Raw genomic sequence first — 23,759 nt, forward strand, 5'->3', positions numbered from 1 at the left:
GACATGCTCAGGGACGCGCGCATCACCACCGAAACCTGGCACGCGTTCCTCGACGACTTTGTCGATGACGCGGAACTCGTCGCCCGCATCAAGGCTCAGTCGCCGCGGTAACAATCGGCCGGCTACGATCGTTGATGAAGTCACAGCAACCGTTTGGTGCAACGGCCATGATAGCCCAGTGGGGTTGAGAATCCGTTAGAGATTGGCCGCAACACTTGAAACTTCTGGAAAGCGAGGAAGGACCAGTATTGTGAAGAAATCAGGTTACCGCCCGCTATGGATTACACTGGCGTCCGTCACTCTCATGCATCTGCCATGCTCCGCATCAACTGATGAAGCGGAGTTTTCCGAGACGGCAAACCGAGCCTGCCGCCAGATCATCGATACCAGACCCGATCAGGTTATCGGCAAAGGGCGGGCGGCGAGCGCCGAGGTCGTCGCGGCGTCCCTCAAGCGAACAGAGCTGTCGGACGACGTGCGCCGTGCGCTGCATGACGACATCGCAGCCAGCCGAGATGAATTCAGCCGGAGCTTTCGCGCCCTGGCAAAGCTTGTCCCCCCTGCCGAGCAGCAGGAAGATCGGGATATTTTCATAGCTTTCCTTGAAGGCGAGGTGGCGCTGCAGACCAACCGTCTGCAGTGGCTGGAGAACCGGACAAGCACATTGATCCCGGCCTCCGAGTTCGGGCCGACGACGGCCTTGGTCGACGACGCGATGCAGCGGCTGGGCTTTGCTGGGCGCGATTGCCAACTGATCGCCCAGGACGTGGACATTCCCGAAGATCGTCGGACCTTCGTCCGGAAGGCCGCAGCCGCCTGCACCGAAATCGTCGTCCGCCGATCCGAACAGGACCATGAGGGCAATCGTGACATTGTGCTGGCCGGGCTTGTGGATGCGCATCGCGGGGCCCTTGACCTGCCCAGACCCGAACTCGATGCCGCACTGAAGGCTGCCGAGGCCGAATGGCAGATGTCGTTCCAGCAGCTTTCCGATATTCCGGCCCAGCTTGCGCCCGATGGTGAAAGCTGGACCCGGTTCCTGCAGCTGTTCCAGCAGATGGCAGAGGTCCAGCGATCGCGTTTGCTGGTCCTGCACTCGGCCGACGAAGATCCGTCGGCGGCCTACAAGGCGGTTCGTTCCCCGATCATGGATGTTGAGCTGTCGGCACTTGGTCTTGAGAATACCGACTGCCGAAGCATTCATTTCTGATCGTCAACCGACGCCGCGGCCGGGCAGGGGCGGCAGGTGGAGACTGCCCGAGGAGTCGCGGATATCGCGGAGGATGGCCTCGGGGATCACCTCGCCTGTGCCGAGATCATGGCGGAGCCGCACCGCGATATCCGTCTTGCAGGGTCCCTGGCCCTTCCGCGCGGTGCTGCAGGCAAGGATATAGCTGCGGATCACGTCCAGCCGCTGCGGGTCCAGACGCGCGCCGGTGGCAAAGGCGAGCTTCGGAACATGTCCGCCGGCGGGGTCGGCCGAAAGCGCCCCTGCGGCAGCATCGACAAGCTGGTTCCGGATTGTCTTGGCGGACAGGAAGGCGGGGTGAACCCTCAGGTTTCCGGCAGAAATGCGGTCCGTCTCCGGTCCGGCCCCGATCAGAAAGCTGATGTCATCGTTTCGCGTCCTGGCCAGCGTCGTCTCGAAGGTCAGCAGGACAGGGGGACGGGCTGTCTCGCCCGGTTTCGGCAGCAGGATGCGCAGCTTCAGGCTGCGCTGCTCGGGTGTGGCGTCGGGGGGGAGGGCGGATCGGAACGCCGCGATGCAGGGTGTCAGGCGGTCCAGTGCGGGTTGCTGATCCTGCACGGCAAGGTCCAACTCGACGACCGTGGTGAATCCGGTCCCGGCCTGCGCGTCCTGAACCGCAAGCGGCACGACGCCGCACCGGGGGAAGGCTGCGTTCAACGCCCTCAGCTTGACCCCTGCGGAAACGCCGGCTGCATAGGCACGGTGCAGGCGGTCCTCGCAGGGCGACGCCGGACGGCAGCGCGAGGCATCGCGGTCGACGCCAAAGCGGATCCGCGTGAACGGATCGCCCCTGATTGCGAAAACGACGTCGTAATGGTCCTTTTGCAGATGCGTGCCGACCAGCTCCAGCCGGCCCGGATAGGCCGCTTCGGCCAGTGCGGTCGCGGCCTCGACGGCCGACTGCCGATCCGCACAGGCAGAGAGAAGGGCACAGAGCCACAGCGCGAGGAGCCAGCGTCCGGCAAGGGCGGAAACCTTTCCCTTCGGGCCGGCGGGCATCCCCTCAGTTCCCGGTGCCGATACGCAACGCGGGCAGGTTCCCGGCCATCAACGCGTGGGTGGCCTGGTTGAAGGGCCGGGGCGTGCCATCGTGCCCGGCGATGCGCAGGATCGCCGCGCAACCGGATGGCTGGCTCTCGACGACGCTTGCCGCGGCAAGATCCCCGGCCGTGCCGTCCATTTCCCGCCACAGCTCCGCCGCGCCGTCCACTGCCGCCTGCGCATCGGTGCAGTCTGCATAGGCGAAGGCAAGGACCAGGGCGGGACCCTCGGAGGTTTCCAGATCGGCCAGTGCGGCACCCTGCCAAAGAGGCAGCCCGCTGGACGCCCCGGCGGCGGCCTGTTCCAGGGCAGCTCGGGCTTCGTCCGGGTTTTTTCCGGCAAGGGCCGCGGGATCGATGCCGCCGCCCAGCCCGTGCCACGCGCCGAGGAACGCCGCCTGCAGCACCGCGCCTTCTTCTGCTTCCAGCGCATCCAGAAGGATCCTGCCGGCCAGCGTGTCCAGAGCCGAGGGCCGGCCCGCCAGAAGCGGCTCCAGCACCGCGGCGTCGCCCGCTTGCAGCAGGGCCGGGCCTGAAAGCCCCACGACCGATGCCTGCCCCATCGGGCCGCGCCATGGGTCGGCGGGATCGCGCGTGGCCAGATCGACGATGCCCGGCTCTCCATTCGCGATCATCTTTGACGGCAGTTCGGTGAAGCCGCGTCCCGAGAGGCCGGAGAACGCCGTCGTCGCAGCTTCCGCGTCCGCAAAGCCCCAGACCGAGACCGCGCCCGGCGGCTGCCCGATGCCGGCAACGAAAGCCAGCGCGGCGCTGTCGATCCCGGATTTTTCGGCAAAGCTGTCCGGAGAGCCGAGGGCAAGCGCCGCCGCCGGGCGGATGCCGCCCCCCAGTAAGGCGCGAGAAAGGGCCTCGCGCCCCAGCGCGCCACCATGGGCTTCAGCCATGGCGGACAGATCCAGATACCGCGCGACATCCGGCGTGAGGTCGGAAAACACCGTGTCGGGAAGCACCGACAGCACCGCACGCAGGTTCGAGTCTTCGGCCACAACCGGGGTGGCGACAACAAGCGCAAGCGCCAGCGCGGGGACGAGTCGGTTCATCATCTTTTCCTTCATCCGGGTTGAGAGGGTAAGTCGGGGCAAGTCACGTCGTAATCCGCCACGAGGGGTCCTGCCGGCAGGTTTAGGTCGCCGAAGGTCAGGACCGAGGCGGTGGCTAAACCCTGAACGAACGACAGGGTGCAAAAGCCGAAGCCGGTCCCGGAACAATGCTCCACGCCGGTAAAGCCGTTGGCCACCAGCTCGGCCGCGATAGGGTCCGAAGGTGGCGCAAGTCCGGCCTGTTCCCAGCCATGGTCGGCCAGCAGGATGTTCGCATCGCCAAGGGTCAGGCCATGGATCAGCGGCATCCGCAGCGCTCCGCCGCAAAAGGTGTCGAAGGGCGGCAGCGGGACGATTGCGGGGACATTCTCTGCCAGTATGATATCGGCCACGGGCCGGGACAGCATCGCGCCGTCCCAGATGCGCAAGCGGTCGCCGCTGCGGCGCAGATGCGCTATCGCGGTACCACCCGGTTGCGAACCTTCCACAAGGGCCAGCAGCTCCGGGCCGTCGAAGATGCCGACGCGCCCACCGCTCAGGACGCAGGCGCCGCTGGTCCTCGACCGCGATCCGGCGACGAAGCTCACCGCCATCATCGCGCCGAGTGGCTCTTCATTGGTAACCGCCCAACCCGCACCACCAACCATCTGCCCCGCGGCAGTCCGGGGCTCAACCCCATGATGCCGGCACAAGCCCAGGTCGATCGGGGCATCGGCCTGCGGCAGCTCTGCCCCAGGTTTGAGGGTGATGTCTGTCGCCGCCGGTTGCGCCGCGGCCGGCACGCCGCAGAGTGCGGCAACAATGATCGTCCGTCGGATCGGACAACGGGACAGTTGGCTTACACCCATGAATGCCTCCTTTCTGCCCTTGGGACGACGGCCGCCGGCAGGATCTTGGCGAAAGCTTGCTGTGTTGCCCGCCTTCGGGACGTTCTTCGCTTTGCTTGCGCCTCTCTCTGTGATCCTGTGCATATGTGACGATGAATTGTGGCGGCTCGGTTCTGCAGGCATACAGGTTGCGCGATATTCGGTCCGAGATGGAAGAACAGGCGCTGCTGGCGCGCGTGCGCGCCGGCGATGCCGCGGCGTTCGAGGCTCTGGTCGCGGCCCATTACCGCTATGTCTTCCGCATCGCCTATCGCTGGCTCGGGCATGAAAGCGATGCCGAGGACGTGACCCAGACCGTCTGCATGCGGCTGCCGCAGGCGATCCGCAGCTTCGACGGCCGCGCCTCCTTCACCAGCTGGCTTTACAAGGTCACGCTGAACGCGGTGCGCGATCTTCAGCGCAGCCAGCAGCGCCGCACCCGGCTGGCCGATGCCGTCGCCGTGGTGGCCGAGGACAGCCACCCCCCGGATCAGGAGGACGCTCTGCGCGTCGCCGACATCTGGCGGGCGGTGCTTGCGCTGCCCGACAAGCAGCGCGATGCGGTGATGCTGGTTCATGCCGAGGGGTTGAGCCAGGCCGAGGCCGCGCAGATCATGGGCTGCAAGGAGGTGACCGTGGCCTGGCATATCCACAAGGCGCGCAAGACGCTGCGGGGGGTGCTGTGACAAGCCGGCTGTCCGATCCGCTTGACCTGCTGCACCGGATCCCCACGCCCGAGCCGGGCCCGGCGCGGATGCAAGCCACCATCGCCGCGGCGCAGGCGCGCTTTACCGATCCTCCGCCCGCGCCGCCGCCCGCACCGCGCCGCCTTGGGTGGCGGCTCTGGCTGGCCCCCGCGGCAGGGGCGCTGGCGGTGCTGGCCGCGGTGGCGTTGCTGATGCCGCAGCCCGATGCGCCGCAGTTGGCCGACGGCGCCCCTTCGGCCGAGGGGCGCGGCCCCGCGCGCGAAACCGTCGAGGCGCCCGACCGGCTGGCCGAGGCGCCCCCGGTCCGGGACGGCGCATCCGACCCTGCCGCGCCACCGAGCCGGGTTCTGGGAGCCCGCCCGCCGCAGCCAGCGTCCCCGGCCGACCACGGGCTGCCGGCCGTCGCGCAGCGCCATGATTTCGAGGGGTTCCAGCTTATCGTGCGCGAGGGCGGCGATGGCGTCACCCTGTCCTTCCAGCGCGACGGGGCCGAGCAGGCGTTCGACCGCCGCAGCCTCGATCCCGGCGTGGAGTTCGCACTGCTGGACGCCTTCCTGCTGGCGCCCCCGGGCAGACCGGAGCTGCTGCTTCTGCAAAGCCGTCTCGGGGATGCGACGAATTGGGACGTGTTCACGGTCCGGCCGGACGGCATCCGGCTGTCGGCCGAACTGTCGCGACAGGTCCATGACGCGCCCGACCGGGCTGCCGTGGCCGGCCGGCTGGCCGCCCCCGACTAAGCGCCAAGGTCCGGGCCGCGCCCCGCGTCCCATGGTGGAACGATGATTTCGGGAAAGGAACCGCCATGTTCCGCAGCATCCTTGCCGCCGCACTGGTCCTGTCAGCGTCTGCCGTGTCGGCACTGTCGATCGAGCCCCTGCCGGTCCCGGCGGACGGCGAACAGTTCTGGGGCCTCGGCACCACGGGAATATATTGCGTCAAGGCACCCTGCCCGTGGCGCGGGGTGTTCCGCATCCACCCCGACGGCACCCGCGACCGCCCGCTGTCCGGCCACGACCTGCCCGCGCCGCCCCCTCTGCGCGCCGGCGACGCCGACCGCGCCCGCATCGAGGATGCCTTTGCCCGCAGCGGCTGCGTGGTGGCCGAGGGGCATTTCGAGGGCGAGACGCTGGTGGTCCTGCGCATTGCCGGGGAATGCCGCCACTGGTTCCCCGAGCGGCCCGCGGAATGACGCGCGCGCTGCTGCTGGTCGCGCTGCTGCTGGGGGCCGGGGGCGCGGGCTTTGCGCTGTCCGGCCCCTGCGGCTGGGCGGGGCAGGTCGCGGGCGGTGGCGGCTGCCTTGCTGCCTTCGCCCTGCGTGATCTGGTGGTGACGGGCGGCGCGCTGGCGACCGATGCGCAGGGCCGGCTGGTCGTCGGCGGCATCGACTATCGCCCCGGACCCCGCGAGCGGCTGCAGGCGCAAATGGTCGTGGCCACGCTCGACCCCGCGACTGGGGCCGAGATCGCCCGCGCCGATTTGGGGACGCAGGGCCGGCCCGAGCAGTTGCGCCTGTCGCCCGACGGCACGGCCATGGCGATCAGCTGCAACGCGCTTTACACCTGCGACCTGCCGGGCGGAAACAAGCCCCGCCAAACCCGCGTGATGCTGTTCGACCGCGACGGCGAACGGCGGTGGTTCGTCGGGATCGAGCACCGCCACGCGCCCCCCGATGCCGATGGCCGCGCCTTTGATCTGGGGTTTTCACCTTCGGGAAACGTGGTCTTTGCGCATGTCGCCTTCGACGCGGCCTCGGGCCAGGTGATCCTGACCCGGCAGCACCCGTCGCCTGACCCCAACGCCCGCCTGCCCGCGGGTGCCGAGATCCGGCCGGGCGCCACCCGGCTGGCGCTGGACCTGCCCGATGGCTTTATCCCCTTCCTGCGACTGGACAGCGCCCGCTCGCCCGATGGGGACCGCATTGCCATCCTCGCGCGCCGCTTTTCCGGGCCGGGCAAGCTCCGGGCCGCGATCCGCATCCACGACATCGCCAGCGGACGGCTGCTGGCTGCGCATGACATCGACCGCGAGCTTGCCCCGGCGATCCTGTGGCATCCGCAGCGCGATGCGGTGATCGTGGCACTGGCCGGAACGCCCGCGGCCGGCGCCGACAGCGAGCTGCGGCTTTACGCGGCGGGGGCAGGGGAATGAGGCGGGGTCGGCTGATCGCCGCGGCGGTGGCCGCGCTGGCGCTGGTCGGGGCGGCGGGACTTGCGGCGTGGCAGGGGTCGCGGACCTGCGGCTGGATCGACCGTGCGCTGGGGCGCTCGGGCTGCCTTGGCACTGTGGTGTACCAGGGCGTGGTGCCATCGCGCAACAGCATCGCGCAAGCCCTGGGCGACGGCCGCGCGGTAATGGCGGTCGAGATGCGCACCCCCGATGGCTGGCGCCCGGGGCTGCTGGTCTTCGACCCCGAAACCGGCGCGGAAGGCGGACGTTATCCGCTGCCGCTGCGCGGCGGGGTCGCGCGGCTGTTCCTGTCGCCTGATGGGACCCGCCTGCTGATCGCCTGCGGCGTGATCCGGCAATCCTGCACGGAATCGGGCGGCGATGCGGTCGTCGCCCAGCGTGACGACCTGCGCGTGTTCGCCGATGTCCCGGTGGAGGGCCGCTCTCTGACCGCCTATCCCGGCACGCCCACGCCGCCCGAGGAATACAGTTTTGAGGCCGTCGTTGCTGCGCGAGGGAGCCGCATCCTCGCCGGCGGCAGCACGAGGCCGTTGGTCCTGCTGGACGCCGACGGCAGCCGGATCGCGGAACTGGCCAAGCGCGATATGTCAGCCTTTCCAGCGGCCGTCTCGGCCAGCGGCATCATCGCGCGGGGGGAGCCCGGCGCCCCCGAGCGGGGCGGCGACCGCCTGCGGTTCTGGGATGTCCAGGACGGGGCCGAACTGGGCCGGATCGAGGGCAGCGCCGGCTGGCGGCTGCGCGCCCCGCCCTTCTGGTCGGAGGACGGCGCCTCGCTGTTCGTCCCCCGCGGCCAGCGTGGCGCGATGCTGCTGGACCGGTTCCGCGCGCCCTGAGCGCCCCGCCGCCGATTGCCCGGCGGGCTATTTGTCGTCGCGCCAATAGACGCGGCCGTCGATGATGAGGCCGTTGGGCGCGGCGGGGTCGCCGTTCTCCAGCCGGGCCGCGAAATGGCGCTCTTCGCCCTTGGGGCCGGTCAGGATCAGCGCGTAGCCCTGGAAGCGATAGGCGGAGCGGGTCTCCTGCTCGGGGGTCAGGGACGAGGTGATGAAGCTGGTCCCGACCCGGCCGCCGACGAAACTGTCGCTGCTGTGCAGCAGGGTGCCATCTGCGGCAAAGTCGAAGCTGCGGTCGCGCCGCAGCCCGCCAATGGCGATGTCGGTCATCGCCCAGCGGCCGGAAATGGTCCCGCCTTCGGGCATCGGCAGCAATCGTTCGGCGCCTGTCAGCTCCAGCGCCGTGCCGTCCGCCGCGGTCAGAACCACATCCTTGCCGTGCTCGGCCCAGGTGAACCAGCGTCCGGGTTCCCGCGCCCGCGACATGTCCAGCGCCAGATCCCCGAAGGGCACCGGCCAGTCGTGGCGCATGGCGGTGCCGTCGCGCAGCAGCACCCAGATATCCTCTTGCCGGTCCAGATAGCCGTTGCCGGCACCGTCCAGACGGGTCGAGAACTCGGCGGTGTAAAGCACCCGCTCGACATCGGCAGACCCGATCCGCGGTCCCGGTGCGGCCAGCAGCTCGGCCAGCTCGGGCGGGCGCGGTTCCAACTCCACCGGGCCGGCGTCGACCAGCGGCAGACCCGCCTCGGCAGGGTCGAGGATGCGACAGTCGCGCAGGCCGATCACGCCGCCGGGGGCATCGTCGCGGACCCAGTAGACCTTGCCGGTCAGCACCGCGGTGCTGCCGACAAGATCGGCCATTCGCTGCTGGCCGTCCTCGTCGGCAAAGCGGCGGCAACTGGCGGCAAAGCTGGATTGCCGGTCGCCGCGCCATTCGCGCAACTCGCTGTCGGATAGCACGCGGCCCCGGAACGCCAGCCGCCCCTGTGGTTCGAGCAGCGCCAGCAGATGCTCCTCGCGTGCCTCGCGCAGGGCGCGGTCGGACTGTGCGCCGGGGGCCGAGGCGATTTCCGCCATCGCGGCGCTGGCCCAGGCCGAGAATTGCGCCAGCGGCTGGACCGCCGCGGCCAGCCCCGGTTCGATCCGGGGCGGCATGGGGTCGGCGGGGCGGACGCCCAGTTCGCGCGCGATCTGGCGGGTTTCGTGCAGGGTCGGGCGCAGCGCGAATTCCTCGGATTTCAACCGATCGGGCAGGCCGGCGCAAAGCTGCGGCTTGGCGGCGATCTGTTGCGCCACCGCCGCGTCGATCTGCGCGTAAGCGGCCTCGGTCTGTTCTGCCAGCCCCGGCGCCGCATCCTTCAGCGCGGCCATGAGCGCGTCATAGCCCGCCGCGTCGTTGCGATGCGACCAGCCGGCCAGCGCATCCCGCAGCGCCACCCGTTCCGCATCGGGACGCCTCGCACAATGCCGCGCATGGGCGCGGGCGTTTTCGGCGCGGCTGAACAGATCGGTGACGGAATCACTCAGTTCGGCCAGCGGGTCGGCATGGGCGGTGCCGGCCAGCCCCAGGGCAACCAGCACGCAGAACAGGTGGGGGGCAGTGCGCATCCGGCCGCTCCTGCGTTTCGTCGGGCTATTGCCCGGAATATTTCGCCCGCATCTTGCGGCCGGTCTCGATGCCCAGCCGCCGCGACTCTTCGGCCAGCCAGCGGTCGGCCGAAGCCTTGCCGTCGCGTTCGACCCGCATCCGGTAGCGGGGGGCAAGCTGGCGCTTGTGCTCTTCCATGATCCTTGCGCCCTCGGCCCGGGCGCGGGCTTCGGCCTGGGGCGACATCTTGCCGGATTTGGGCTTGGATGCAGGGGATTTTCCGGCTCTGCCCGGGCTGGCGTTCTGTTGCTGATGCAGCCGCAGGTTGTGTTCCCGCATCGTGTCGAGGTGGATGCCCAGATAATCCTGCGCCGCTGCCGGGCCGGCGGTCGCCATGGCGCCCAGCAGGGCCAGGGCGAAACGGGATTTTCCAGTCCTGTTCCCGCGTAACGTCATAAGCAGGGACCTTCCATTGAGCACCGCACGCAGGCGGGCTGGAACATGCGTCGATACCGGTGCCGGAGCAGCTGCAGGGCGAGGGGCGGCCTGCATCCTCAGCCCCCCGGTTGCGGCAGAGGTGCCTCGGCCAGCGCCCTGATCTGCGTCGGGCGCAGCGTGGACAACCCCTGCAGGAAGGTCTTGGCGGCCTCGTTTCCATAAGCCCGGTGGCTGACGCCGAACAGCATCACCCCGGGCCCGCCCGCGGCCTCGGCCAGCGGCGCATAGCGATAGGCGTTCCATTCGACGATATATTCGCCCGCCTCGTCCTTGCTGCTGACGATGAAATCCAGCAGCGCCTCGCCCGTGGCCTCGTTCTGGACGATATCCATGTTGACCAGCGGATCCGTGGCCTTGCGTTGGGTCAGCATCTCTGCCTGTGCCCGCACCGCATCCATCACCCCGATGCCGCCCGTCACCGTTTCCACCAGCAGCATCCGGCTGTAGCTGTCCGGGGTTTCGCCCGGCGGCAGATATTCCTGCTTGGTATGGTTTTCCGCCGGGCGCGCGGACCAGGCCAGCGCATAGCTGTCGCCCGCCAGCGCGATCGGGCCGGGCAGGCCCAGATGATCGGTCGTCTGCGCCTGCACGGGTGCCAGCCAGAGTGCGGCGGCCAGCGCGGTTGCAAGGCGTCGCAGCGGTGTGGGAATGGTCATGGGAAGGCTCCTCCTTGTAGCGTCGATCAGCGGTTTTCCAGCCCGTTGGCGGTGCGTTCGCGGCGGATCTCGTCGCGGCTGGCGTCGACCTTGGAGATCAGCCGCTCCAGCCCGCCCCGCACCTGGGCCAGTTCGGTCGCGTGCCTGGTCTTGGAGGTGATGGGGTTGTCGGTCGCGGCGTCCCAGTCCAGCGCCCAGCGCATCGCCGCGATCCATTCGTCGGGGTCGCCGGCGATATATTCGTTCACCGGCCGGCCCACCTGTTTCGTCAGCGCCGAAAACAGGATGCGGTCGTCGGCGCCGGCATCCGGCACGGACAGCATGAAGCGATAGCGCAGCTGGCCGGCATACATCCAGTTCGCCGCCTCTTGCCCCTTGCCCTCGGCCAGCAGCCGGCTGGCGAGCACGTAGAGCGCCGAAGGGTGCAGCGATCCCGCCTGCTCGACGATCTGCGCCGAGGGCATGGTATCGAGGTCTTCGGCAGCATGTGCGTGGCCGGGGAGCAGCAAGGCGGAAGAGAGCAGCAGCGCGGCGAGCAGGCGTTTCATCGGGTGAACTCCATCCTCTTTGCCCGTGTGACGATATCAGAGCGCAGAAGCTTGGCGATGTTCAATCGCCGGCGCTTCTTTTGGGCACGCAGTGGGGCTCGCGGCTCAGGCTGAGGCCGCCGCCCCAGTTCCAGCGGTTGACGAGCCGCCATTCGATCCGCTCGCACCCGCCACCGCCCTCGGCGGCCGATGAGGTCTCGGCCCTGGGTGATGTCTCGTCTTGCCGCGGTTCGGGGGCAGGTTCGGACGAGGGCAGGCTGACGTCGAACAGGAAGACCGTGATCATTTCCGCATCCGGCGCCGTGCCGGGGTTCTCGGTGGGGATGCGGCGCAGGGTGAGCTTGCCCTTCTCGGGCCCGATCTGACCGGTCAGGACCATGTGGAAACCATCCAGCTCGGTCACGGACAGGACGCGGCCTGCCGCCGTGATCTCGGTCGGCCCGGTCTCCGACAGGCTGCGCCACGCCCCATCCTGATCCGGGGCAAGCGTCACGCTCAGATCGAGGCTGCCGCCGTCGTCGAGCGCCGCCGTGGTGCTGAACAGGATCCGGTCCTCGCCTGACGCTGAAAACCGCACCTCGGCGTCGCCCCGGGCACGGTGCATGCGATGGCCACCATCCACCGGGAAGGCCTCGACCGTCATGCGCCCGGTATACGGCTCTCCGACCGCGGCGGGAAACGACATGGTTTCGGCAAGGACAGGCGCAAAGGCGAACAATCCCGCCAGCAGCGCGACGGCCGAAAGATGGAATTGTCTCATCGCGTCTCCTTCACCAAAAGCAGGGGCTCCAATCTCAAGACGTGGCGAGTGCTGCTGACCTTGGTCCGTGTCCTGTCAGGGCGTCTCGGCATCTCCATATCCGGTGCCGAGACCCTTGAATAAACTCGCAACCCTTGCGTGCGTTGCCTGCCGCTGAACTCGGTCTTCTTTATCCGGCGTTCATGTCCTCTGCCGTGGGCTGCGTTGGCGGTGGTGTGGCAGATAGCTCTGCAGGCAGAAATCTGCTGCTGGTCAGCGGGTAAGCCCAGGGTGCGCCTGACCCTTCTATTTATCTATTCGCCTGACCTTTGATGTTTCTCGCATCCCTGCTAGGGTCAGGACTCGTTCTCGTTTCATAGCCAGAACATGACGGTTGCGGCGAGGGCGACGGCGGAGAGGAAGACCGTGGGACACCTGTCGTAGCGGGTTGCAATTCGTCGCCAATCCTTCAGCCGTCCGAACATGATCTCGATGCGGTTACGCCGTTTGTAGCGGCGCTTGTCGTGCTTGATAGGCTTGTCGCGAGACTTCCGGCCCGGGATGCAGGGCTTTATTCCCCTGTCTTTCAACGCTTCTCCGAACCAGTCGGCGTCATAGCCGCGATCAGCGAGCAGCCAGTCCGCCTTTGGCAAACTGCCCCGCAGGGCCGCCGCGCCGGTGTAGTCGCTGACCTGGTCTGCGGTCATGAAGAAGCGGATCGGGCGCCCATCGGCATCGGCAACAGCGTGCAGCTTGGTGTTCATGCCGCCCTTCGTTCGGCCGATCAGACGACCTCGCTGATCGCCGGGGCCCCCTCGCGGCGCAGCAGAACGAACAGGCGCCGGTACCGATGCTCTGCTCGTCCGTGAATCTCGTTCGCTTCATTGTCCGTCCTCAAGTTGGGCCGGACTCTAATCGACGGTGAAGGAAAAATCCCGTGGCAGGTCACGGGCTACATCGAGCCCGCCGGCACCCTACACCGGAATGTACATCCCTAAGCCCCTAGGTGTTTGATCCCATGGTTTGATGGTGCGATCCTTTCTTGGGAATGGAAGGATGCCCTATGGGACAAGTTCGTCACGGAAGCGCCACGACCACGCACGCCATCCGAGCTGCAATACAACGATCGCACGCTTCGCTCGCGACGCTGAGCCGAGAGCTGGGCATCAATCCGAAGACGGTGGCGAAGTGGCGCAAGCGGGCCACGGTCGAAGACCTGAAGACCGGGCCAAAGGAGCCGTGCTCCACAACAATGAGCGCGGAGGAAGAAGCGATGGTCGTGGCGTTCAGGCGCCACACGCTGCTGCCGCTGGACGACTGCCTCTACGCGCTACAACCCTCGATACCACACCTGACGCGCTCGGCCTTGCATCGCTGCCTGCAGCGGCATGGAATATCGCGCCTGCCTGACGTGGATGGCAACAAGCCGAAACGGCAGCGCTTCAAACGCTATCCGATCGGCTTTTTTCATATCGACATCGCGGAGGTGCAGACCGCCGAAGGCAAGCTGTATCTCTTTGTGGCGATTGACAGAACCAGCAAGTTCGCCTTTGTCCGCCTTGTCCAGAAGGCCGGCAAGATGGCTGCAGCCCAGTTCCTGCGAGACCTGATTGCCGCAGTTCCCTACCGGCTTCATAAGGTGCTGACCGACAATGGCATACAGTTCGCAAACCGGAGCTGCGACACGACCGCCTTCGAACACATCTTTGGCCGCGTGTGCCGCGAGCATGGGATCGAGCACAGGCTGACGAAGGTAAGGCATCCCTGGACGAACGGCCAAGTCGAGCGGATGAACCGCACGATCAAGGAGGCAACCGTCAAACGCTTCCATTACGACAATCACGATCAGCTGCGAACGCACCTTGACGACTTCATTGCAGCCTATAACTTCGCCCGCCGGCTCAAGACGCTCAATGGCCTCACGCCCTACGAATACATCTGCAAGGTCTGGACTTCAGAGCCAGACAGATTCATCGTCAATCCGATCCACCAGATGCCGGGACTGAACACCTAGTATCAACCCTCCAGGCAACCTCATTCTCAACTCACCAAGGCACCTCAGTCATGTTAGGCAAGCATCCAGCCGGGCCGCGAACGGCCGGCCAAAGGTCGGTCCGATGGTTGCGACTATCGGGCGCTGGCAGCTTCGCTCAGCGTCCGTGAAGCTATCGGCAGAACCACGATCGCCTCAAAGCCGGACGAGCTTTCCGGCCTTGGCGATTGCAAGGTGAGCTTTGACGAAATCCGATCGGCAATGCTCGCGGCGATGGCAAGGCCAAGCCCGCTGCCTTCCGTTCCGGCTGTCCCCCTCTCAAAACGGCGGGTCAGCCGGCCAAGTGCTTCTGTCGGCACGACGGGGCCTTCATTGGCGACGCTGAACGTGCCGTCCGCGCTGAGGCTTACCGTGATTGGTTTGTCGGATGCGCCGTGCCGCAGGGCGTTCTCAATGAGGTTGCGGCCGATGATGCCAAACGCATCGGGGTCGAGGTCGGACATTACCGGGTGCTCCGGCAGGGCGAGCGCGATCCGGTTCGGCGCTGTCCTCTCGATATCGTCCACGACCAGACGGGCGGTGATGCGAAGATCGGATAGATGATCGAGCCGCAACCGCCCGCCTTCTGCTCGGGCCAGTTGCAGAAGCCGTTCCGCGGTCCGGGCCAGCCGCTTCAACGAGGCCTCGATCTCGGCAGCCCTGTGGCCGGCACCGGTATCTTTCGTTTCCACCTGTATCCGCTGGGCCTGCGCGATTGCGCCTGCCAGCGGTGTTCGCAATTCATGCGCTGCGTTGGCGGCGAAGGTGCGTTCGGCCTCGAATGTGGATTTGAGTTGCGCCAGAAGCACATTGATCGCCGTCCCCACCGGGGCGGCCTCGACGGGAAGATCGTCGCAGGCGACGGGGGCGAGGTCGCGCGGCGAACGCGCGGCCAGCCGGTCGCGATAGCGGCGCAACGGGGCCAGACCCGAGCGGACAGTCAATACGATCGCCAACAGTGCGGCAGGGATGAATACCAGCAGCGGCAACCCCAGGCCCGCCCAGACATCGCGTGCCGCCGCCGCGCGATGGGCAAGCGGCTCGGCGACCGTGAGGCGGATCGTGCCTTGCAGGGCGTCCTCGCCATACAGGCGATGGGTTGCGGTCGTGCGAAAGCCCGGCCCGTCCCATTCAGGGAAGATGGCGGGATCGGCCTCGTGCGATTGCAGAAGGATGCGCCCCTCATCATCTCGCACGATATAGGTGAGGAACTCGTCGTGGTCGCGCAGGTCGGCAAGGTGTTGCGTCACACCTTCCTCCTCACGTCCGACGATCTCGACAGCGGCCAGCGGCAATAGGCGCTGCGCCGCTTCCTGTAGCGACGAGTCGAAGATCCTGTCCATCTCGTGCCGCAGCATGACCGCCGTGACGGCGGCGGCCGCGATCCACAGAAGTGTCAGAAGGATACCCAGCGACACCCCCAACCGCATCTGAAGGCTGCGTGGCATCGTCATGGCGAACCCAGCCGGTAGCCCAACCCGCGCTCGGTCTCGATCACCTCGGCGCCCAGCTTCTTGCGCAGCCGGCTGACATGGACCTCGATGGTGTTGCTTTCCACCTCCGTATCGAAGGCATAAAGCTTTTCCTCAAGCTGTGCCTTGGACAGAAGCTGCCCCGGGCGGGTGAGGAACGCCTCGAACAGCGCCCATTCACGTGCGGTGAGCTGCACGGGCCGGCCGTCGCGGCGGATGCTGCGGCAGGCAAGGTCGACGGCAAGCGTGCCGTGGACGATGATCGGGTTGGGATTGCCGCTATAGCGCCGCGCGACCGAGCCGATGCGCGCGGAAAGCTCGGCCAGATCGAAGGGCTTCACCAGATAATCGTCGGCGCCGGCGTTCAAGCCTTCGATCCGGTCCGAAATCTGGTCCAGCGCTGTCAGGATGATCACCGGCGTCACGTCGCCGCTGGTGCGCAGCGACCGAAGGAAGGTGATGCCGCGTCCGTCGGGCAGCATGAGGTCCAGCAATACAAGATCATAGCCGGTGCCGGCCATCGCATCGCCGGCCGCGTCCAGGCGCGTGACCCAATCCACCGACTGGCCACCCGCAGCGATCTGGTCCCGCACGGCGGCACCCAGAACGGTATCATCCTCGATCAGCAGGATCCGCATGATCTTCCTACTCATTTGCCTCTGGCCATTATGGCGACCCGGGCTGACGCAAAGCTGATGGCGGGACGCCCCGGGCTTCAGCATCCCGTCAGGTTCGCGGCGCAGAATGTCATCCAGTGGCCGTTATACGGAGTGTGGTCCATGAAGAGATCGCTGACAATTCTGACCTTTCTCGTGGTCCTTCCGTCCGGGGCTGCACTTGCCGGCGACGACTGTGCCGTGCCGCTGGCAGACTGGCAGCCAAGAAGCGCGGTGGTGCGGCTCGCGGAAGAAAACGGATGGGTGGTGCGGCGCATAAAAATCGACGACGGCTGCTACGAGATAAAAGGCACAGACCGGGAAGGACGCCGCATCGAGGTGACGGTCGATCCCGGCACGCTTCAGGTGATCGAGATCGAATACAAGGACGGAGATGATCGGCGCTCCCGTGAGGGCAGAGAGCACAAACATGACTGAGATGATGAAGGGTGACGCCATTCAGGACGTCGCCGATACTACGCGCACGGTGCTGGTCTGGGATCCGTTGGTGCGCAGCTCTCACTGGGGTCTGGTTGCCGCCTTTGCAGTGGCATGGCTTGCGGCGGACGAGGTGCAGCCGCTTCACGAGGCGGCCGGTTACGCGGTGGCGGCGTTGCTTGCCCTCCGCCTGATCTGGGGTTTCGTTGGCAGCCGCCATGCCCGTTTCACGCAATTCGTGCGTGGCCCCGCCGCGACGCTGGCCTATCTCGGGGACATGCTGCACGGGCGCGAGCGACGCCATCTCGGGCACAACCCGGCTGGCGCCGCGATGATCGTGGCACTCATGGTCACGCTTTCCGGCACCGCGCTGAGCGGCTGGCTGCTCGAACAATCGATCGAGGAAGCCCGGGCCGTGACGGTTGCGGGCGAGCACGGAAACTGGGAAGTCAGAGGGGACAAGACCTTGAAGGAGGTGCATGAAATGCTGGCCAACATGGCTCTGGTTCTCGTGGCCTTGCATGTTGGGGGTGTGGCCGTCACCTCATGGCGCCATCGGGAGAACCTGCCCCGTGCCATGGTCACGGGCCGAAAGCGCCCTCCCGGCACAAATGACGTGACCTGATCGTTACGCATTCCCGCTGCTGTTCGGGCCCCGCCTGTTTGGCGGGGCCTGTTTGTTTTGTGTAATCGCTGCGGTTCGTCGCGGCAGGCTGACGAGAAGCTGACGCAGGTTTTCCGCGGCGATCAGGATCACGTCAGCCGCCCCCTCCAGATTGGTTTCATCAGGCAACCAAGGCTGAGGAGCATAGCCATGAAAACCATCCTGACCGCCACCGCATTGGCCCTCGCGATCCCCGCCGGGGCCGCGTTCGCTGGTGAGAAATGCAACGTGCCGACCGAGAACATGCAATCGTGGGACGCTCTCATTCAAGTGACCGACGAGTTCGGTTGGACCATCTCGAAAATGGAACTCGACGACGGCTGCTACGAACTGAACGTCATCGACCAGGGCGGCAACAGCCTGAAGATGACCGTCGATCCCGGAACGCTCGAGGTGATCGACGGCAAGGTCAAACGCTGGAGCGACGGCACCAGGCCCGAAAAGCGCAACTGATCGCCGCAAGGGTCCGCCTCGCCATCGAGGTGGACTCCTTTCCACACGGGCGTTCGCCTCGGCCATAGCCGGGAAAGTGCCCCCGAGATGATCGTAAAGGACATTCGAACCATGAAAACGCTGTTGATCGCCATAACCGCTCTCGCGGTATTGCCCGTGGCGGGGGCGTTGGCGGGCGACGACTGCCATGTGCCTCGCGGGGCCTGGCAGCCGCACGAGGCGGTGATGCAGGCCGCCGCCGGCCTCGGCTGGCATGTCGAGAAGATCGAGGCCGATGACGGCTGCTGGGAGGTCAAGGGCCGCGATGCCCAGGGCCGGCGCATCAAGGCCAAGCTGGATCCCGCGACTTTGCAGGTCGTCAAACTGCGCCACAGGGATGGCGAGCAGGACCGTAAGCGGGATCGCGGCGGTGCAACCCCTGTCGCGCCCTCGGCCCCGTCCGCCAATCCGCTGTTCCAGAACGGCACCCCGCCCGTGGTGCGGGTGAACTGACATATCAGGCAGAAGCGAGCAGAGACATGAAATCCATCCTTGCAGCCCTTGCGCTGACTTCGGCCCTGGTGGCCCCCGGCCTCGCCATGGCCCGGCCGGTCACCCTCACCACCACGCTGAACACTTACGGCGGCGATGGTGCCTATCTGGTTCTCTACGTTACCGATGCGCAGGGGGCATATGCCGGAACCCTATGGATGGCCGGCGGCAAGTCGAAATATTACGAACATCTCAGCGACTGGTATCGCGCCAGCGGCGGCGACCTGGCGCAGATCGACGGCATCACCGGCGCCAGTGTCGGCGCGGGCCGGTCGCTGGAAATCACCCTCGACCTTGCCGATGCGCTGTTCGATGCCGGCTATACGCTGCATGTCGATGCTGCCGTCGAGGACATGCGCGACAGTCCGAACGACATCGCCATGCCGCTGACGACGGCAGGAGTGGGGCAGCCTGTGCCTGGCCGCCGCTATGTCGCCAGCCTCCGCTACGACATGTGAGATGGTGCCATGATCCGCGCGCTGCATCGCTGGCCGGGTCTGCTGGCCCTTGCTCTCGTCATGGTCCTCGCGATCAGCGGGGCGGTGCTCTCGGTCTTTCCCGTGGCCGAGCGGTTTTCCACGCCGCAGGCCGAGGCCGGCCTGACCGTTGCCGATCTCGCAGGACGCATCCGGGCTGCCTATCCGGGGGTGGAGCAGATCCGGCGCGCGCCCTCGGGCCGGATCACCGCGTTCTGGTTCGACGACGGCACGCCCGGCGCGGCGGTGATCGACCCGGCGACCGGCAAGGGCATCGCCAGCGCCGATCCCGATCCGGTCAAACGCTGGTTGACCAACCTCCACCGTTCGCTGTTCCTGGGCGATGCCGGTCGTATCGTCATGGCCATTGGCGCCGTGGCGATGCTGGTCCTGTCGGCCTCCGGCGCAATGCTGGTCGCGCGGCGCATGGGCGGCTGGCGGCGCTGGTGCGCCCCTTTGCGCGGGCCGGCGTCGAGCCGCATCCATACCGGGATCGCCCGCGTGGCGGTCGCGGGGCTGGTTTTGTCCTCTGCGACTGCGCTGTGGATGGCCGCCTCGACCTTCGACCTCCTGCCCGACGGATCGACACAGCCGGCCTTTCCGACCGAGGTCAGCGGCCGCGCCGGAGCCTCCCTCGCCGCAATGGAGCCGCTGGCCGCTACTTTGGTCACGGAACTGCGCGAACTGAGCTTTCCCTATCCGGGCGACGCCACGGACGCCTTCACCCTGAAGACGGATCGCGGCACCGGCTATCTCGATCAGGGGACCGGTGAGCTTCTGGCCTGGGCCGAACCGACCATGTGGGAACGGGTATCGGAAACCATCTACATGCTGCACACCGGCCAGGGGGCCGCGTCTCTCGGCCTCGTGCTGGGTGTGATGGCGCTCGGCGTGCCGGCAATGGGGATGAGTGGTCTTGTGCTCTGGTTCGCAGGGCGGCGGTCAAGGCCGCGTATCCGTGGCAATCATCCTGCGAAAGGGGCTGGGACCATCCTGCTGGTGGGCTCGGAGGGCGGCAGCACCTGGGGTTTCGCAGCGACGCTCCAACATGCGCTGACCACGGCGGGTCAGCATGTCCATGTCGCGCCGATGTCCGGCTTCGATCCGGCGCGCTATCCGCGCGCCGAGCGCTTCATCATCCTTGCCGCCACCTGGGGCGAGGGACAGGCTCCCGCCACGGCGAAGGGGTTCATCGACCGCCTCGCGGCGCTGGAATCCGTCCCTGAGGCCCCGCTCGCCGTGCTTGGTTTTGGCGATCGCAGCTTTCCCGCGTTCTGCGCTTTCGCCGATGAGGTCGCGAGCCTGGCTGCTGCCAGGGGCTGGGCGCAACTGATGCCGTTCGACGCCGTCGATCGCCAGTCGCCGCAGGATTTCGCCCGCTGGGGTCGCGCCCTAGGGGCAGCGCTGGGGATCGAGCTTACGCTCGAACATGTGCCAACCCCGCCCGTGACGGGGCGGCTCACCCTGATCTCGCGCCGTGATTACGGGGCGGAGGTGCAGGCACCGACCACGATCCTGCGCTTTGCCCTACCCGAGGCGACGTTTTTGCAACGGCTGACAGGTCGGGGGTTTGGCCGGTTTCAGGCCGGTGATCTCCTCGGCGTTCTGCCCGAGGGTGCGGATCTGCCGCGCTTCTACTCGCTGGCCTCCGGACGGCGCGACGGGTTCGTCGAGATCGTGGTGCGCAAGCATCCCGGCGGCCTCTGCTCGGGTCAGCTTCTGGCGCTGAAGCCGGGCCAGGCGATCCGCGCCTTCGTCCGGCACAATCCGGCTTTCCATGCCGCAGCAGGACGCTCGCCGCTGATCCTGATCGGCGCCGGCACTGGCATCGGCCCGCTTGCGGGCTTCATCCGGGGCAACAGCCGCAAGCGGCCCATCCATCTGGCCTTCGGGATGCGCCACCCCGACAGCGATTTCCTGTATCGCGACGATCTGGCCGGCTGGCAGGTCGATGGCCGTCTGGCGCGATTGACCACCGCGAACTCGCGCGGGGCAAAGCCGCGCCATGTGCAGGACGCGCTGCGGGCCGAGAGCGCTGAACTGATCCGGCTGGTACACGAAGGCGCGCGCATCATGGTCTGCGGCGGGCGCGACATGGCCTCGGGCGTGGCCGAGGCGCTGACCGACATCCTCGCGCCGACGGGTCTTACCCCGCTCGCGCTGAAAGCGGAGGGGCGCTATGCCGAAGATATCTACTGACCCGGGCCGCCACGCGCTGAACGGCCCGACCATGGGCACTCGCTGGTCGGCGCGTTTCCACGCCGATGCCGGGCTGGACCCCGCCCCGGTGCAGGCTGCCCTGCAAGCGACCGTGGCGGAGGTTGATGCCGCAATGTCGACATGGCAACCCGACAGCGACCTGATGCGCCTGAACCGGGCGCCCACTGGCGCCTGGGTGGCCGTTCCTGCCGGCTTGGCCGAGGTGCTGAACCTCGGGCTGCGGATCTGTGCGGCATCGGGCGGTGCGTTCGATATCGGCATGGGCGATGCGGTGCGCGCCTGGGGTTTTGGCCCCGAGGAAGCCAGCGCTGAAGCCATCCGCTGGGCCATGGTAACCACGCGCCCGCCCGCGCATGAGGTGCTGGAGATCGACCGCGCGGCCGGGTTGGTCAGGAAACATGCACCCATCACGCTCGACCTGAACGGCATCGCCAAGGGCTACGGCGTCGACAGGTTGGCCGAAATGTTACGGGGCTTCGGCATCACCGGGTTCCTTGTTGGCATCGACGGCGAGATGCGAGCCTCCGGGCTGCGGCCCGACGGCATGCCCTGGACCGTCGCCGTCGAGGCGCCCGATCCCGAACGCCGCGCGCCCCATTCGGTCCTGATGCTGCAAGATGCCGCCGTCGCCACCTCGGGCGATTACCGGCATCATGTCACCGTTCAGGGCCAGCGCCTGTCGCATACGATGGACCCGGCGACGGGCGGCCCGCTGCGGTCGTCGCCGGCCTCGGTCACGGTCGTCACGGGCAGCTGTGCCGAGGCTGATGCCTGGGCAACCGCGCTGATGGTGCTGGGTCCGCAGGCTGGCGGCGAACTCGCCGCACACCTTTCCCTCGATGCGCTGTTTCTGATGCGCGAGGCAGACGGCATCCGGCCCCATGCCGTCGGGGCGCTGTTCGACAGCCCGATGGTATCGGCGGCAGGCCGAGAGGGTCTGGTTCGTGCCTGAGGTCTGTCCATTCGTGCAATAGGTCTTTGCAGGTTTCGTCAATTCTCGTGCGAAAACGGACAGCCTATGTCTATCCCAAGCCCGGCGGCGTCTGTCGATGCCCGCCGCGGCCAGAACCACTTGGCAGATACAGGAGATCACTATGCGGACTGTAAAATCTTTCACCACCGTCGCTGTCGCTCTCGCCCTCGCGCTGGGGTCAGCTGGCATTGCCGCCGCGCAATCCCATGATCATGACAGCCATGGCGCGGGGGCTATCGAGATCACGCTGAACGATGGCGCCAAATGGCAGGGCGATCAGAACATGATCACCGGCATGACCGCGATTCACGGAACCATGGCCGCGAACCTGGACGCGATCCACAACGGCACCCTGCCTGCCGATGCCGCGAATGGGGTCGCTGCCGATGTCCAGAAGCAGGTTGATTTCATGGTCGAGAACTGTGTGCTGGAACCCGAGGTAGACGAGCAGTTCCATATCGTCCTTGGTGAGGTGATGACCGGCATCTCGGCATTGGAGGCCGGCGAGGTCGAGACTGGCGCGGTGACGATCGTTCAGGCGTTGAACGCCTATGGCGAGCATTTCGAGCATCCGGGCTGGCAGATGATCGACTGACGCCATGGGCGCAGGCATGGGCCGGCGCGGGCGTCACGCCTGCGCCGGCCTTGTCTTGCACGGGCAGCGCCCCTCCAGCAGGTCGGCATCGGCCGTCAGGGCCGTTGCCATGAAGTCCAGAAACAGGCGGATGCGGGCGGTCTGGCGCAGATCCTCGTGAATCAGCAACCACAGGTCCAGCATGAAGTCCTCGGGCAGCGCGGCGGCGCGGATCAGGCTGGGGTCGCAATCAGCGATCACGCAAGGCAAGGCGGCAAGTCCGATCCCCGCCTTCGCGCCGGCATGGGCGGCGATGATAGAGTTTGTCCGGTAAACCTGTCGCGCACCCGGCCACCAGCGGGCCAGATTGCGGCTGAGCGGGCCATGCGCAGAGCCATAGCCGATCCAGTCACCCTCGGCAGGATCGCCCAGCGGCCGGTCCGCCGCGGCATAGGCGGCAAAGGCCAACCGCCCGACCCGCCGCCCGATCAGTGTCTCCTGTCCCGGATTGCCGATGCGCAGGGCCACATCCGCCTCGCGCCGGGTCAGGTCCAGCACCGTATCCGCCACCACCACCTCGATCTCGATCTCGGGCCATTCGGCGCGGAAGGCGGCGACATGGCGGGGTAGCACACCCACCGCCAGCAGGTCGGTCGTGGTGATGCGGATCGTCCCAGTGGGCCGCTGGTCCTGTCCGGTCACCTTCAGCGCCAGCGCGGTGATTTCTTCCTCGATGCGGATGACGGAATCGCGCATCTCCTCGCCCGCCTGGGTCAGCGCATAGCCGCCGGGCAGCCGGTCGAACAGCCGCACCCCCAACCGCGCCTCGAACGCGCCGATGCGGCGAAAGACGGTGGAATGGGTGACGCCAAGGCTGCGCGCCGCCCCCGAAAGCGACCCCGCCCGCGCCACGGCCAGAAACAACCGCAGATCGTCCCAATCCTGCGCCTGTGCATTCATGCAATGATCCCTTGCCTGAATTGCCAATCCTGATCCTGAAAGGACAGCATATCTTGAGTTCACAAGCAATGACCGCCCCACCGGGCGTCGACATGAAAGGAACCAGCCATGACCAAGACCATCCTGCGCAGCGACGAATTTTCCTGCCCTTCCTGCGTCACCAAGATCGAAAAGGCGCTGGCGGCAACCCAGGGCGTGACCAGCGCCAAGGTGCATTTCAACACCGGCCGCATCGAGGTCGAACATGACCCCGCATCCGCCCCGGTTGAGGCGCTTGTCTCGGTGGTAAAATCCACCGGCTACGAGGCCCGCCCCGCCGCATTCTGACGCAACCC

General features: G+C 67.0%; 27 protein-coding genes and 1 pseudogene. 16 read left to right on the forward strand and 12 right to left on the reverse strand.

Going from position 1 to position 23,759, the window contains the following annotated elements:
• Positions 1-250: 250 nt before the first annotated feature.
• The gene (locus tag QPR87_RS21680; protein WP_285051322.1) at positions 251-1,210 is read left to right on the forward strand and encodes a hypothetical protein; all 960 of its coding nucleotides are present in this window, start codon (positions 251-253) and stop codon (positions 1,208-1,210) included.
• A gap of 3 nt (positions 1,211-1,213) precedes the next feature.
• On the opposite strand, the gene QPR87_RS21685 is transcribed toward QPR87_RS21680, so the two are convergent.
• The 3 genes from QPR87_RS21685 to QPR87_RS21695 are packed head-to-tail and all read right to left on the reverse strand — an operon-like array spanning position 1,214 to position 4,198.
• A complete protein-coding gene (locus QPR87_RS21685; RefSeq protein WP_285051324.1) occupies positions 1,214-2,248 on the reverse strand; it encodes a hypothetical protein in 1,035 nt (344 codons plus the stop codon).
• 4 nt (positions 2,249-2,252) lie between these two features.
• Positions 2,253-3,350, reverse strand: a complete 1,098-nt coding sequence (locus QPR87_RS21690) for a hypothetical protein (protein WP_285051325.1) — start codon at positions 3,348-3,350, stop codon at positions 2,253-2,255.
• 11 nt (positions 3,351-3,361) lie between these two features.
• Entirely contained in the window at positions 3,362-4,198 is an 837-nt protein-coding gene (locus QPR87_RS21695; protein WP_285051326.1) for a hypothetical protein, read from the reverse strand.
• 167 nt (positions 4,199-4,365) lie between these two features.
• Here QPR87_RS21695 and QPR87_RS21700 point away from each other — a divergent pair, with 167 nt between their 5' ends.
• The 5 genes from QPR87_RS21700 (at position 4,366) to QPR87_RS21720 (ending at position 7,943) form a co-directional block, all read left to right on the forward strand.
• Positions 4,366-4,902 (forward strand): RNA polymerase sigma factor, encoded by a 537-nt coding sequence (locus QPR87_RS21700; protein ID WP_285051327.1) that lies wholly within the window; start codon positions 4,366-4,368, stop codon positions 4,900-4,902.
• Complete coding sequence (locus tag QPR87_RS21705) at positions 4,899-5,660, forward strand: hypothetical protein (RefSeq protein WP_285051328.1); 762 nt, start codon at positions 4,899-4,901, stop codon at positions 5,658-5,660. Before QPR87_RS21700 ends, QPR87_RS21705 begins: the two co-directional genes overlap by 4 nt.
• Positions 5,661-5,725: 65 nt before the next feature.
• Positions 5,726-6,112: a hypothetical protein gene (locus QPR87_RS21710; protein WP_285051329.1), complete on the forward strand. Its 387-nt coding sequence runs from the start codon at positions 5,726-5,728 to the stop codon at positions 6,110-6,112.
• Positions 6,109-7,071, forward strand: a complete 963-nt coding sequence (locus tag QPR87_RS21715; RefSeq protein ID WP_285051330.1) for a hypothetical protein — start codon at positions 6,109-6,111, stop codon at positions 7,069-7,071. The genes QPR87_RS21710 and QPR87_RS21715 overlap by 4 nt, the downstream gene beginning before the upstream one ends.
• Entirely contained in the window at positions 7,068-7,943 is an 876-nt protein-coding gene (locus QPR87_RS21720) for a hypothetical protein (RefSeq protein WP_285051331.1), read from the forward strand. The genes QPR87_RS21715 and QPR87_RS21720 overlap by 4 nt, the downstream gene beginning before the upstream one ends.
• A 27-nt stretch (positions 7,944-7,970) precedes the next feature.
• Here QPR87_RS21720 and QPR87_RS21725 read toward each other — a convergent pair whose 3' ends face one another.
• From QPR87_RS21725 to QPR87_RS21750, 6 genes and pseudogenes are all read right to left on the reverse strand, one after another.
• The gene (locus QPR87_RS21725) at positions 7,971-9,554 is read right to left on the reverse strand and encodes a hypothetical protein (RefSeq protein ID WP_285051332.1); all 1,584 of its coding nucleotides are present in this window, start codon (positions 9,552-9,554) and stop codon (positions 7,971-7,973) included.
• Positions 9,555-9,579: 25 nt separating this feature from the next.
• Positions 9,580-9,990 (reverse strand): hypothetical protein, encoded by a 411-nt coding sequence (locus tag QPR87_RS21730; protein WP_285051333.1) that lies wholly within the window; start codon positions 9,988-9,990, stop codon positions 9,580-9,582.
• A gap of 98 nt (positions 9,991-10,088) precedes the next feature.
• Positions 10,089-10,688, reverse strand: a complete 600-nt coding sequence (locus QPR87_RS21735; RefSeq protein ID WP_285051334.1) for an HI_0983 family protein — start codon at positions 10,686-10,688, stop codon at positions 10,089-10,091.
• Between the two features lie 26 nt (positions 10,689-10,714).
• The gene (locus QPR87_RS21740; RefSeq protein ID WP_285051335.1) at positions 10,715-11,236 is read right to left on the reverse strand and encodes a hypothetical protein; all 522 of its coding nucleotides are present in this window, start codon (positions 11,234-11,236) and stop codon (positions 10,715-10,717) included.
• 61 nt (positions 11,237-11,297) lie between these two features.
• Positions 11,298-11,996, reverse strand: a complete 699-nt coding sequence (locus tag QPR87_RS21745; protein WP_285051336.1) for a hypothetical protein — start codon at positions 11,994-11,996, stop codon at positions 11,298-11,300.
• 353 nt (positions 11,997-12,349) lie between these two features.
• A pseudogene (locus QPR87_RS21750) lies at positions 12,350-12,799 on the reverse strand (IS5 family transposase); the annotation flags it as partial.
• A gap of 239 nt (positions 12,800-13,038) precedes the next feature.
• Between QPR87_RS21750 and QPR87_RS21755 the strand changes: the two are divergent.
• Positions 13,039-13,989 (forward strand): IS481 family transposase, encoded by a 951-nt coding sequence (locus QPR87_RS21755; RefSeq protein WP_088234140.1) that lies wholly within the window; start codon positions 13,039-13,041, stop codon positions 13,987-13,989.
• Positions 13,990-14,102: 113 nt separating this feature from the next.
• On the opposite strand, the gene QPR87_RS21760 is transcribed toward QPR87_RS21755, so the two are convergent.
• Positions 14,103-15,461, reverse strand: a complete 1,359-nt coding sequence (locus QPR87_RS21760) for an ATP-binding protein (RefSeq protein WP_036760144.1) — start codon at positions 15,459-15,461, stop codon at positions 14,103-14,105.
• Positions 15,458-16,117, reverse strand: coding sequence for a response regulator transcription factor (locus QPR87_RS21765; RefSeq protein WP_036760145.1), 660 nt, complete (start codon positions 16,115-16,117; stop codon positions 15,458-15,460). Before QPR87_RS21765 ends, QPR87_RS21760 begins: the two co-directional genes overlap by 4 nt.
• 141 nt (positions 16,118-16,258) lie before the next feature.
• Between QPR87_RS21765 and QPR87_RS21770 the strand changes: the two genes are divergently transcribed.
• The 8 genes from QPR87_RS21770 to QPR87_RS21805 all read left to right on the forward strand — a co-directional run bounded on the left by QPR87_RS21770 (position 16,259) and on the right by QPR87_RS21805 (position 22,485).
• Positions 16,259-16,573, forward strand: a complete 315-nt coding sequence (locus tag QPR87_RS21770) for a PepSY domain-containing protein (protein WP_036760167.1) — start codon at positions 16,259-16,261, stop codon at positions 16,571-16,573.
• A complete protein-coding gene (locus tag QPR87_RS21775; protein ID WP_285051337.1) occupies positions 16,566-17,198 on the forward strand; it encodes a cytochrome b/b6 domain-containing protein in 633 nt (210 codons plus the stop codon). The genes QPR87_RS21770 and QPR87_RS21775 overlap by 8 nt, the downstream gene beginning before the upstream one ends.
• Before the next feature lie 189 nt (positions 17,199-17,387).
• Positions 17,388-17,690 (forward strand): PepSY domain-containing protein, encoded by a 303-nt coding sequence (locus tag QPR87_RS21780; RefSeq protein WP_285051338.1) that lies wholly within the window; start codon positions 17,388-17,390, stop codon positions 17,688-17,690.
• Between the two features lie 111 nt (positions 17,691-17,801).
• Positions 17,802-18,182: a PepSY domain-containing protein gene (locus QPR87_RS21785; protein WP_285051340.1), complete on the forward strand. Its 381-nt coding sequence runs from the start codon at positions 17,802-17,804 to the stop codon at positions 18,180-18,182.
• Positions 18,183-18,208: 26 nt separating this feature from the next.
• Positions 18,209-18,679 (forward strand): DUF2271 domain-containing protein, encoded by a 471-nt coding sequence (locus tag QPR87_RS21790; protein WP_058100165.1) that lies wholly within the window; start codon positions 18,209-18,211, stop codon positions 18,677-18,679.
• A 9-nt stretch (positions 18,680-18,688) separates the two neighbouring features.
• The gene (locus QPR87_RS21795) at positions 18,689-20,896 is read left to right on the forward strand and encodes a PepSY domain-containing protein (protein ID WP_285051341.1); all 2,208 of its coding nucleotides are present in this window, start codon (positions 18,689-18,691) and stop codon (positions 20,894-20,896) included.
• The gene (locus QPR87_RS21800; protein WP_036760150.1) at positions 20,877-21,869 is read left to right on the forward strand and encodes an FAD:protein FMN transferase; all 993 of its coding nucleotides are present in this window, start codon (positions 20,877-20,879) and stop codon (positions 21,867-21,869) included. Before QPR87_RS21795 ends, QPR87_RS21800 begins: the two co-directional genes overlap by 20 nt.
• Before the next feature lie 97 nt (positions 21,870-21,966).
• A complete protein-coding gene (locus QPR87_RS21805; protein WP_258551833.1) occupies positions 21,967-22,485 on the forward strand; it encodes a hypothetical protein in 519 nt (172 codons plus the stop codon).
• Between the two features lie 33 nt (positions 22,486-22,518).
• Here QPR87_RS21805 and QPR87_RS21810 read toward each other — a convergent pair whose 3' ends face one another.
• Positions 22,519-23,424 (reverse strand): LysR family transcriptional regulator, encoded by a 906-nt coding sequence (locus QPR87_RS21810; RefSeq protein WP_285051342.1) that lies wholly within the window; start codon positions 23,422-23,424, stop codon positions 22,519-22,521.
• 108 nt (positions 23,425-23,532) lie between these two features.
• On the opposite strand from QPR87_RS21810, the gene QPR87_RS21815 reads away from it, so the two are divergent.
• Positions 23,533-23,751: a heavy-metal-associated domain-containing protein gene (locus QPR87_RS21815; RefSeq protein WP_205293973.1), complete on the forward strand. Its 219-nt coding sequence runs from the start codon at positions 23,533-23,535 to the stop codon at positions 23,749-23,751.
• Positions 23,752-23,759 lie beyond the last annotated feature (8 nt).

Origin of the sequence: Paracoccus sp. SSJ (assembly GCF_030234105.1) — a bacterium.
GTDB classification, from domain to species: Bacteria; Pseudomonadota; Alphaproteobacteria; order Rhodobacterales; family Rhodobacteraceae; genus Paracoccus; species Paracoccus denitrificans.

Bases quoted from the DNA above. Each gene is read 5' to 3' on its own strand.
- QPR87_RS21715 (WP_285051330.1), top strand. From the start codon at position 6,109: ATGACGCGCGCGCTGCTGCTGGTCGCGCTGCTGCTGGGGGCCGGGGGC.
- QPR87_RS21755 (WP_088234140.1), top strand. From the start codon at position 13,039: ATGGGACAAGTTCGTCACGGAAGCGCCACGACCACGCACGCCATCCGA.
- QPR87_RS21685 (WP_285051324.1), bottom strand. From the start codon at position 2,248: ATGCCCGCCGGCCCGAAGGGAAAGGTTTCCGCCCTTGCCGGACGCTGG.
- QPR87_RS21710 (WP_285051329.1), top strand. From the start codon at position 5,726: ATGTTCCGCAGCATCCTTGCCGCCGCACTGGTCCTGTCAGCGTCTGCC.
- QPR87_RS21795 (WP_285051341.1), top strand. From the start codon at position 18,689: ATGATCCGCGCGCTGCATCGCTGGCCGGGTCTGCTGGCCCTTGCTCTC.
- QPR87_RS21745 (WP_285051336.1), bottom strand. From the start codon at position 11,996: ATGAGACAATTCCATCTTTCGGCCGTCGCGCTGCTGGCGGGATTGTTC.
- QPR87_RS21810 (WP_285051342.1), bottom strand. From the start codon at position 23,424: ATGAATGCACAGGCGCAGGATTGGGACGATCTGCGGTTGTTTCTGGCC.
- QPR87_RS21690 (WP_285051325.1), bottom strand. From the start codon at position 3,350: ATGAACCGACTCGTCCCCGCGCTGGCGCTTGCGCTTGTTGTCGCCACC.
- QPR87_RS21725 (WP_285051332.1), bottom strand. From the start codon at position 9,554: ATGCGCACTGCCCCCCACCTGTTCTGCGTGCTGGTTGCCCTGGGGCTG.
- QPR87_RS21785 (WP_285051340.1), top strand. From the start codon at position 17,802: ATGAAAACGCTGTTGATCGCCATAACCGCTCTCGCGGTATTGCCCGTG.
- QPR87_RS21730 (WP_285051333.1), bottom strand. From the start codon at position 9,990: ATGACGTTACGCGGGAACAGGACTGGAAAATCCCGTTTCGCCCTGGCC.
- QPR87_RS21815 (WP_205293973.1), top strand. From the start codon at position 23,533: ATGACCAAGACCATCCTGCGCAGCGACGAATTTTCCTGCCCTTCCTGC.
- QPR87_RS21765 (WP_036760145.1), bottom strand. From the start codon at position 16,117: ATGCGGATCCTGCTGATCGAGGATGATACCGTTCTGGGTGCCGCCGTG.
- QPR87_RS21800 (WP_036760150.1), top strand. From the start codon at position 20,877: ATGCCGAAGATATCTACTGACCCGGGCCGCCACGCGCTGAACGGCCCG.
- QPR87_RS21775 (WP_285051337.1), top strand. From the start codon at position 16,566: ATGACTGAGATGATGAAGGGTGACGCCATTCAGGACGTCGCCGATACT.
- QPR87_RS21790 (WP_058100165.1), top strand. From the start codon at position 18,209: ATGAAATCCATCCTTGCAGCCCTTGCGCTGACTTCGGCCCTGGTGGCC.
- QPR87_RS21735 (WP_285051334.1), bottom strand. From the start codon at position 10,688: ATGACCATTCCCACACCGCTGCGACGCCTTGCAACCGCGCTGGCCGCC.
- QPR87_RS21805 (WP_258551833.1), top strand. From the start codon at position 21,967: ATGCCCGCCGCGGCCAGAACCACTTGGCAGATACAGGAGATCACTATG.
- QPR87_RS21740 (WP_285051335.1), bottom strand. From the start codon at position 11,236: ATGAAACGCCTGCTCGCCGCGCTGCTGCTCTCTTCCGCCTTGCTGCTC.
- QPR87_RS21780 (WP_285051338.1), top strand. From the start codon at position 17,388: ATGAAAACCATCCTGACCGCCACCGCATTGGCCCTCGCGATCCCCGCC.
- QPR87_RS21695 (WP_285051326.1), bottom strand. From the start codon at position 4,198: ATGGGTGTAAGCCAACTGTCCCGTTGTCCGATCCGACGGACGATCATT.
- QPR87_RS21760 (WP_036760144.1), bottom strand. From the start codon at position 15,461: ATGACGATGCCACGCAGCCTTCAGATGCGGTTGGGGGTGTCGCTGGGT.
- QPR87_RS21720 (WP_285051331.1), top strand. From the start codon at position 7,068: ATGAGGCGGGGTCGGCTGATCGCCGCGGCGGTGGCCGCGCTGGCGCTG.
- QPR87_RS21770 (WP_036760167.1), top strand. From the start codon at position 16,259: ATGAAGAGATCGCTGACAATTCTGACCTTTCTCGTGGTCCTTCCGTCC.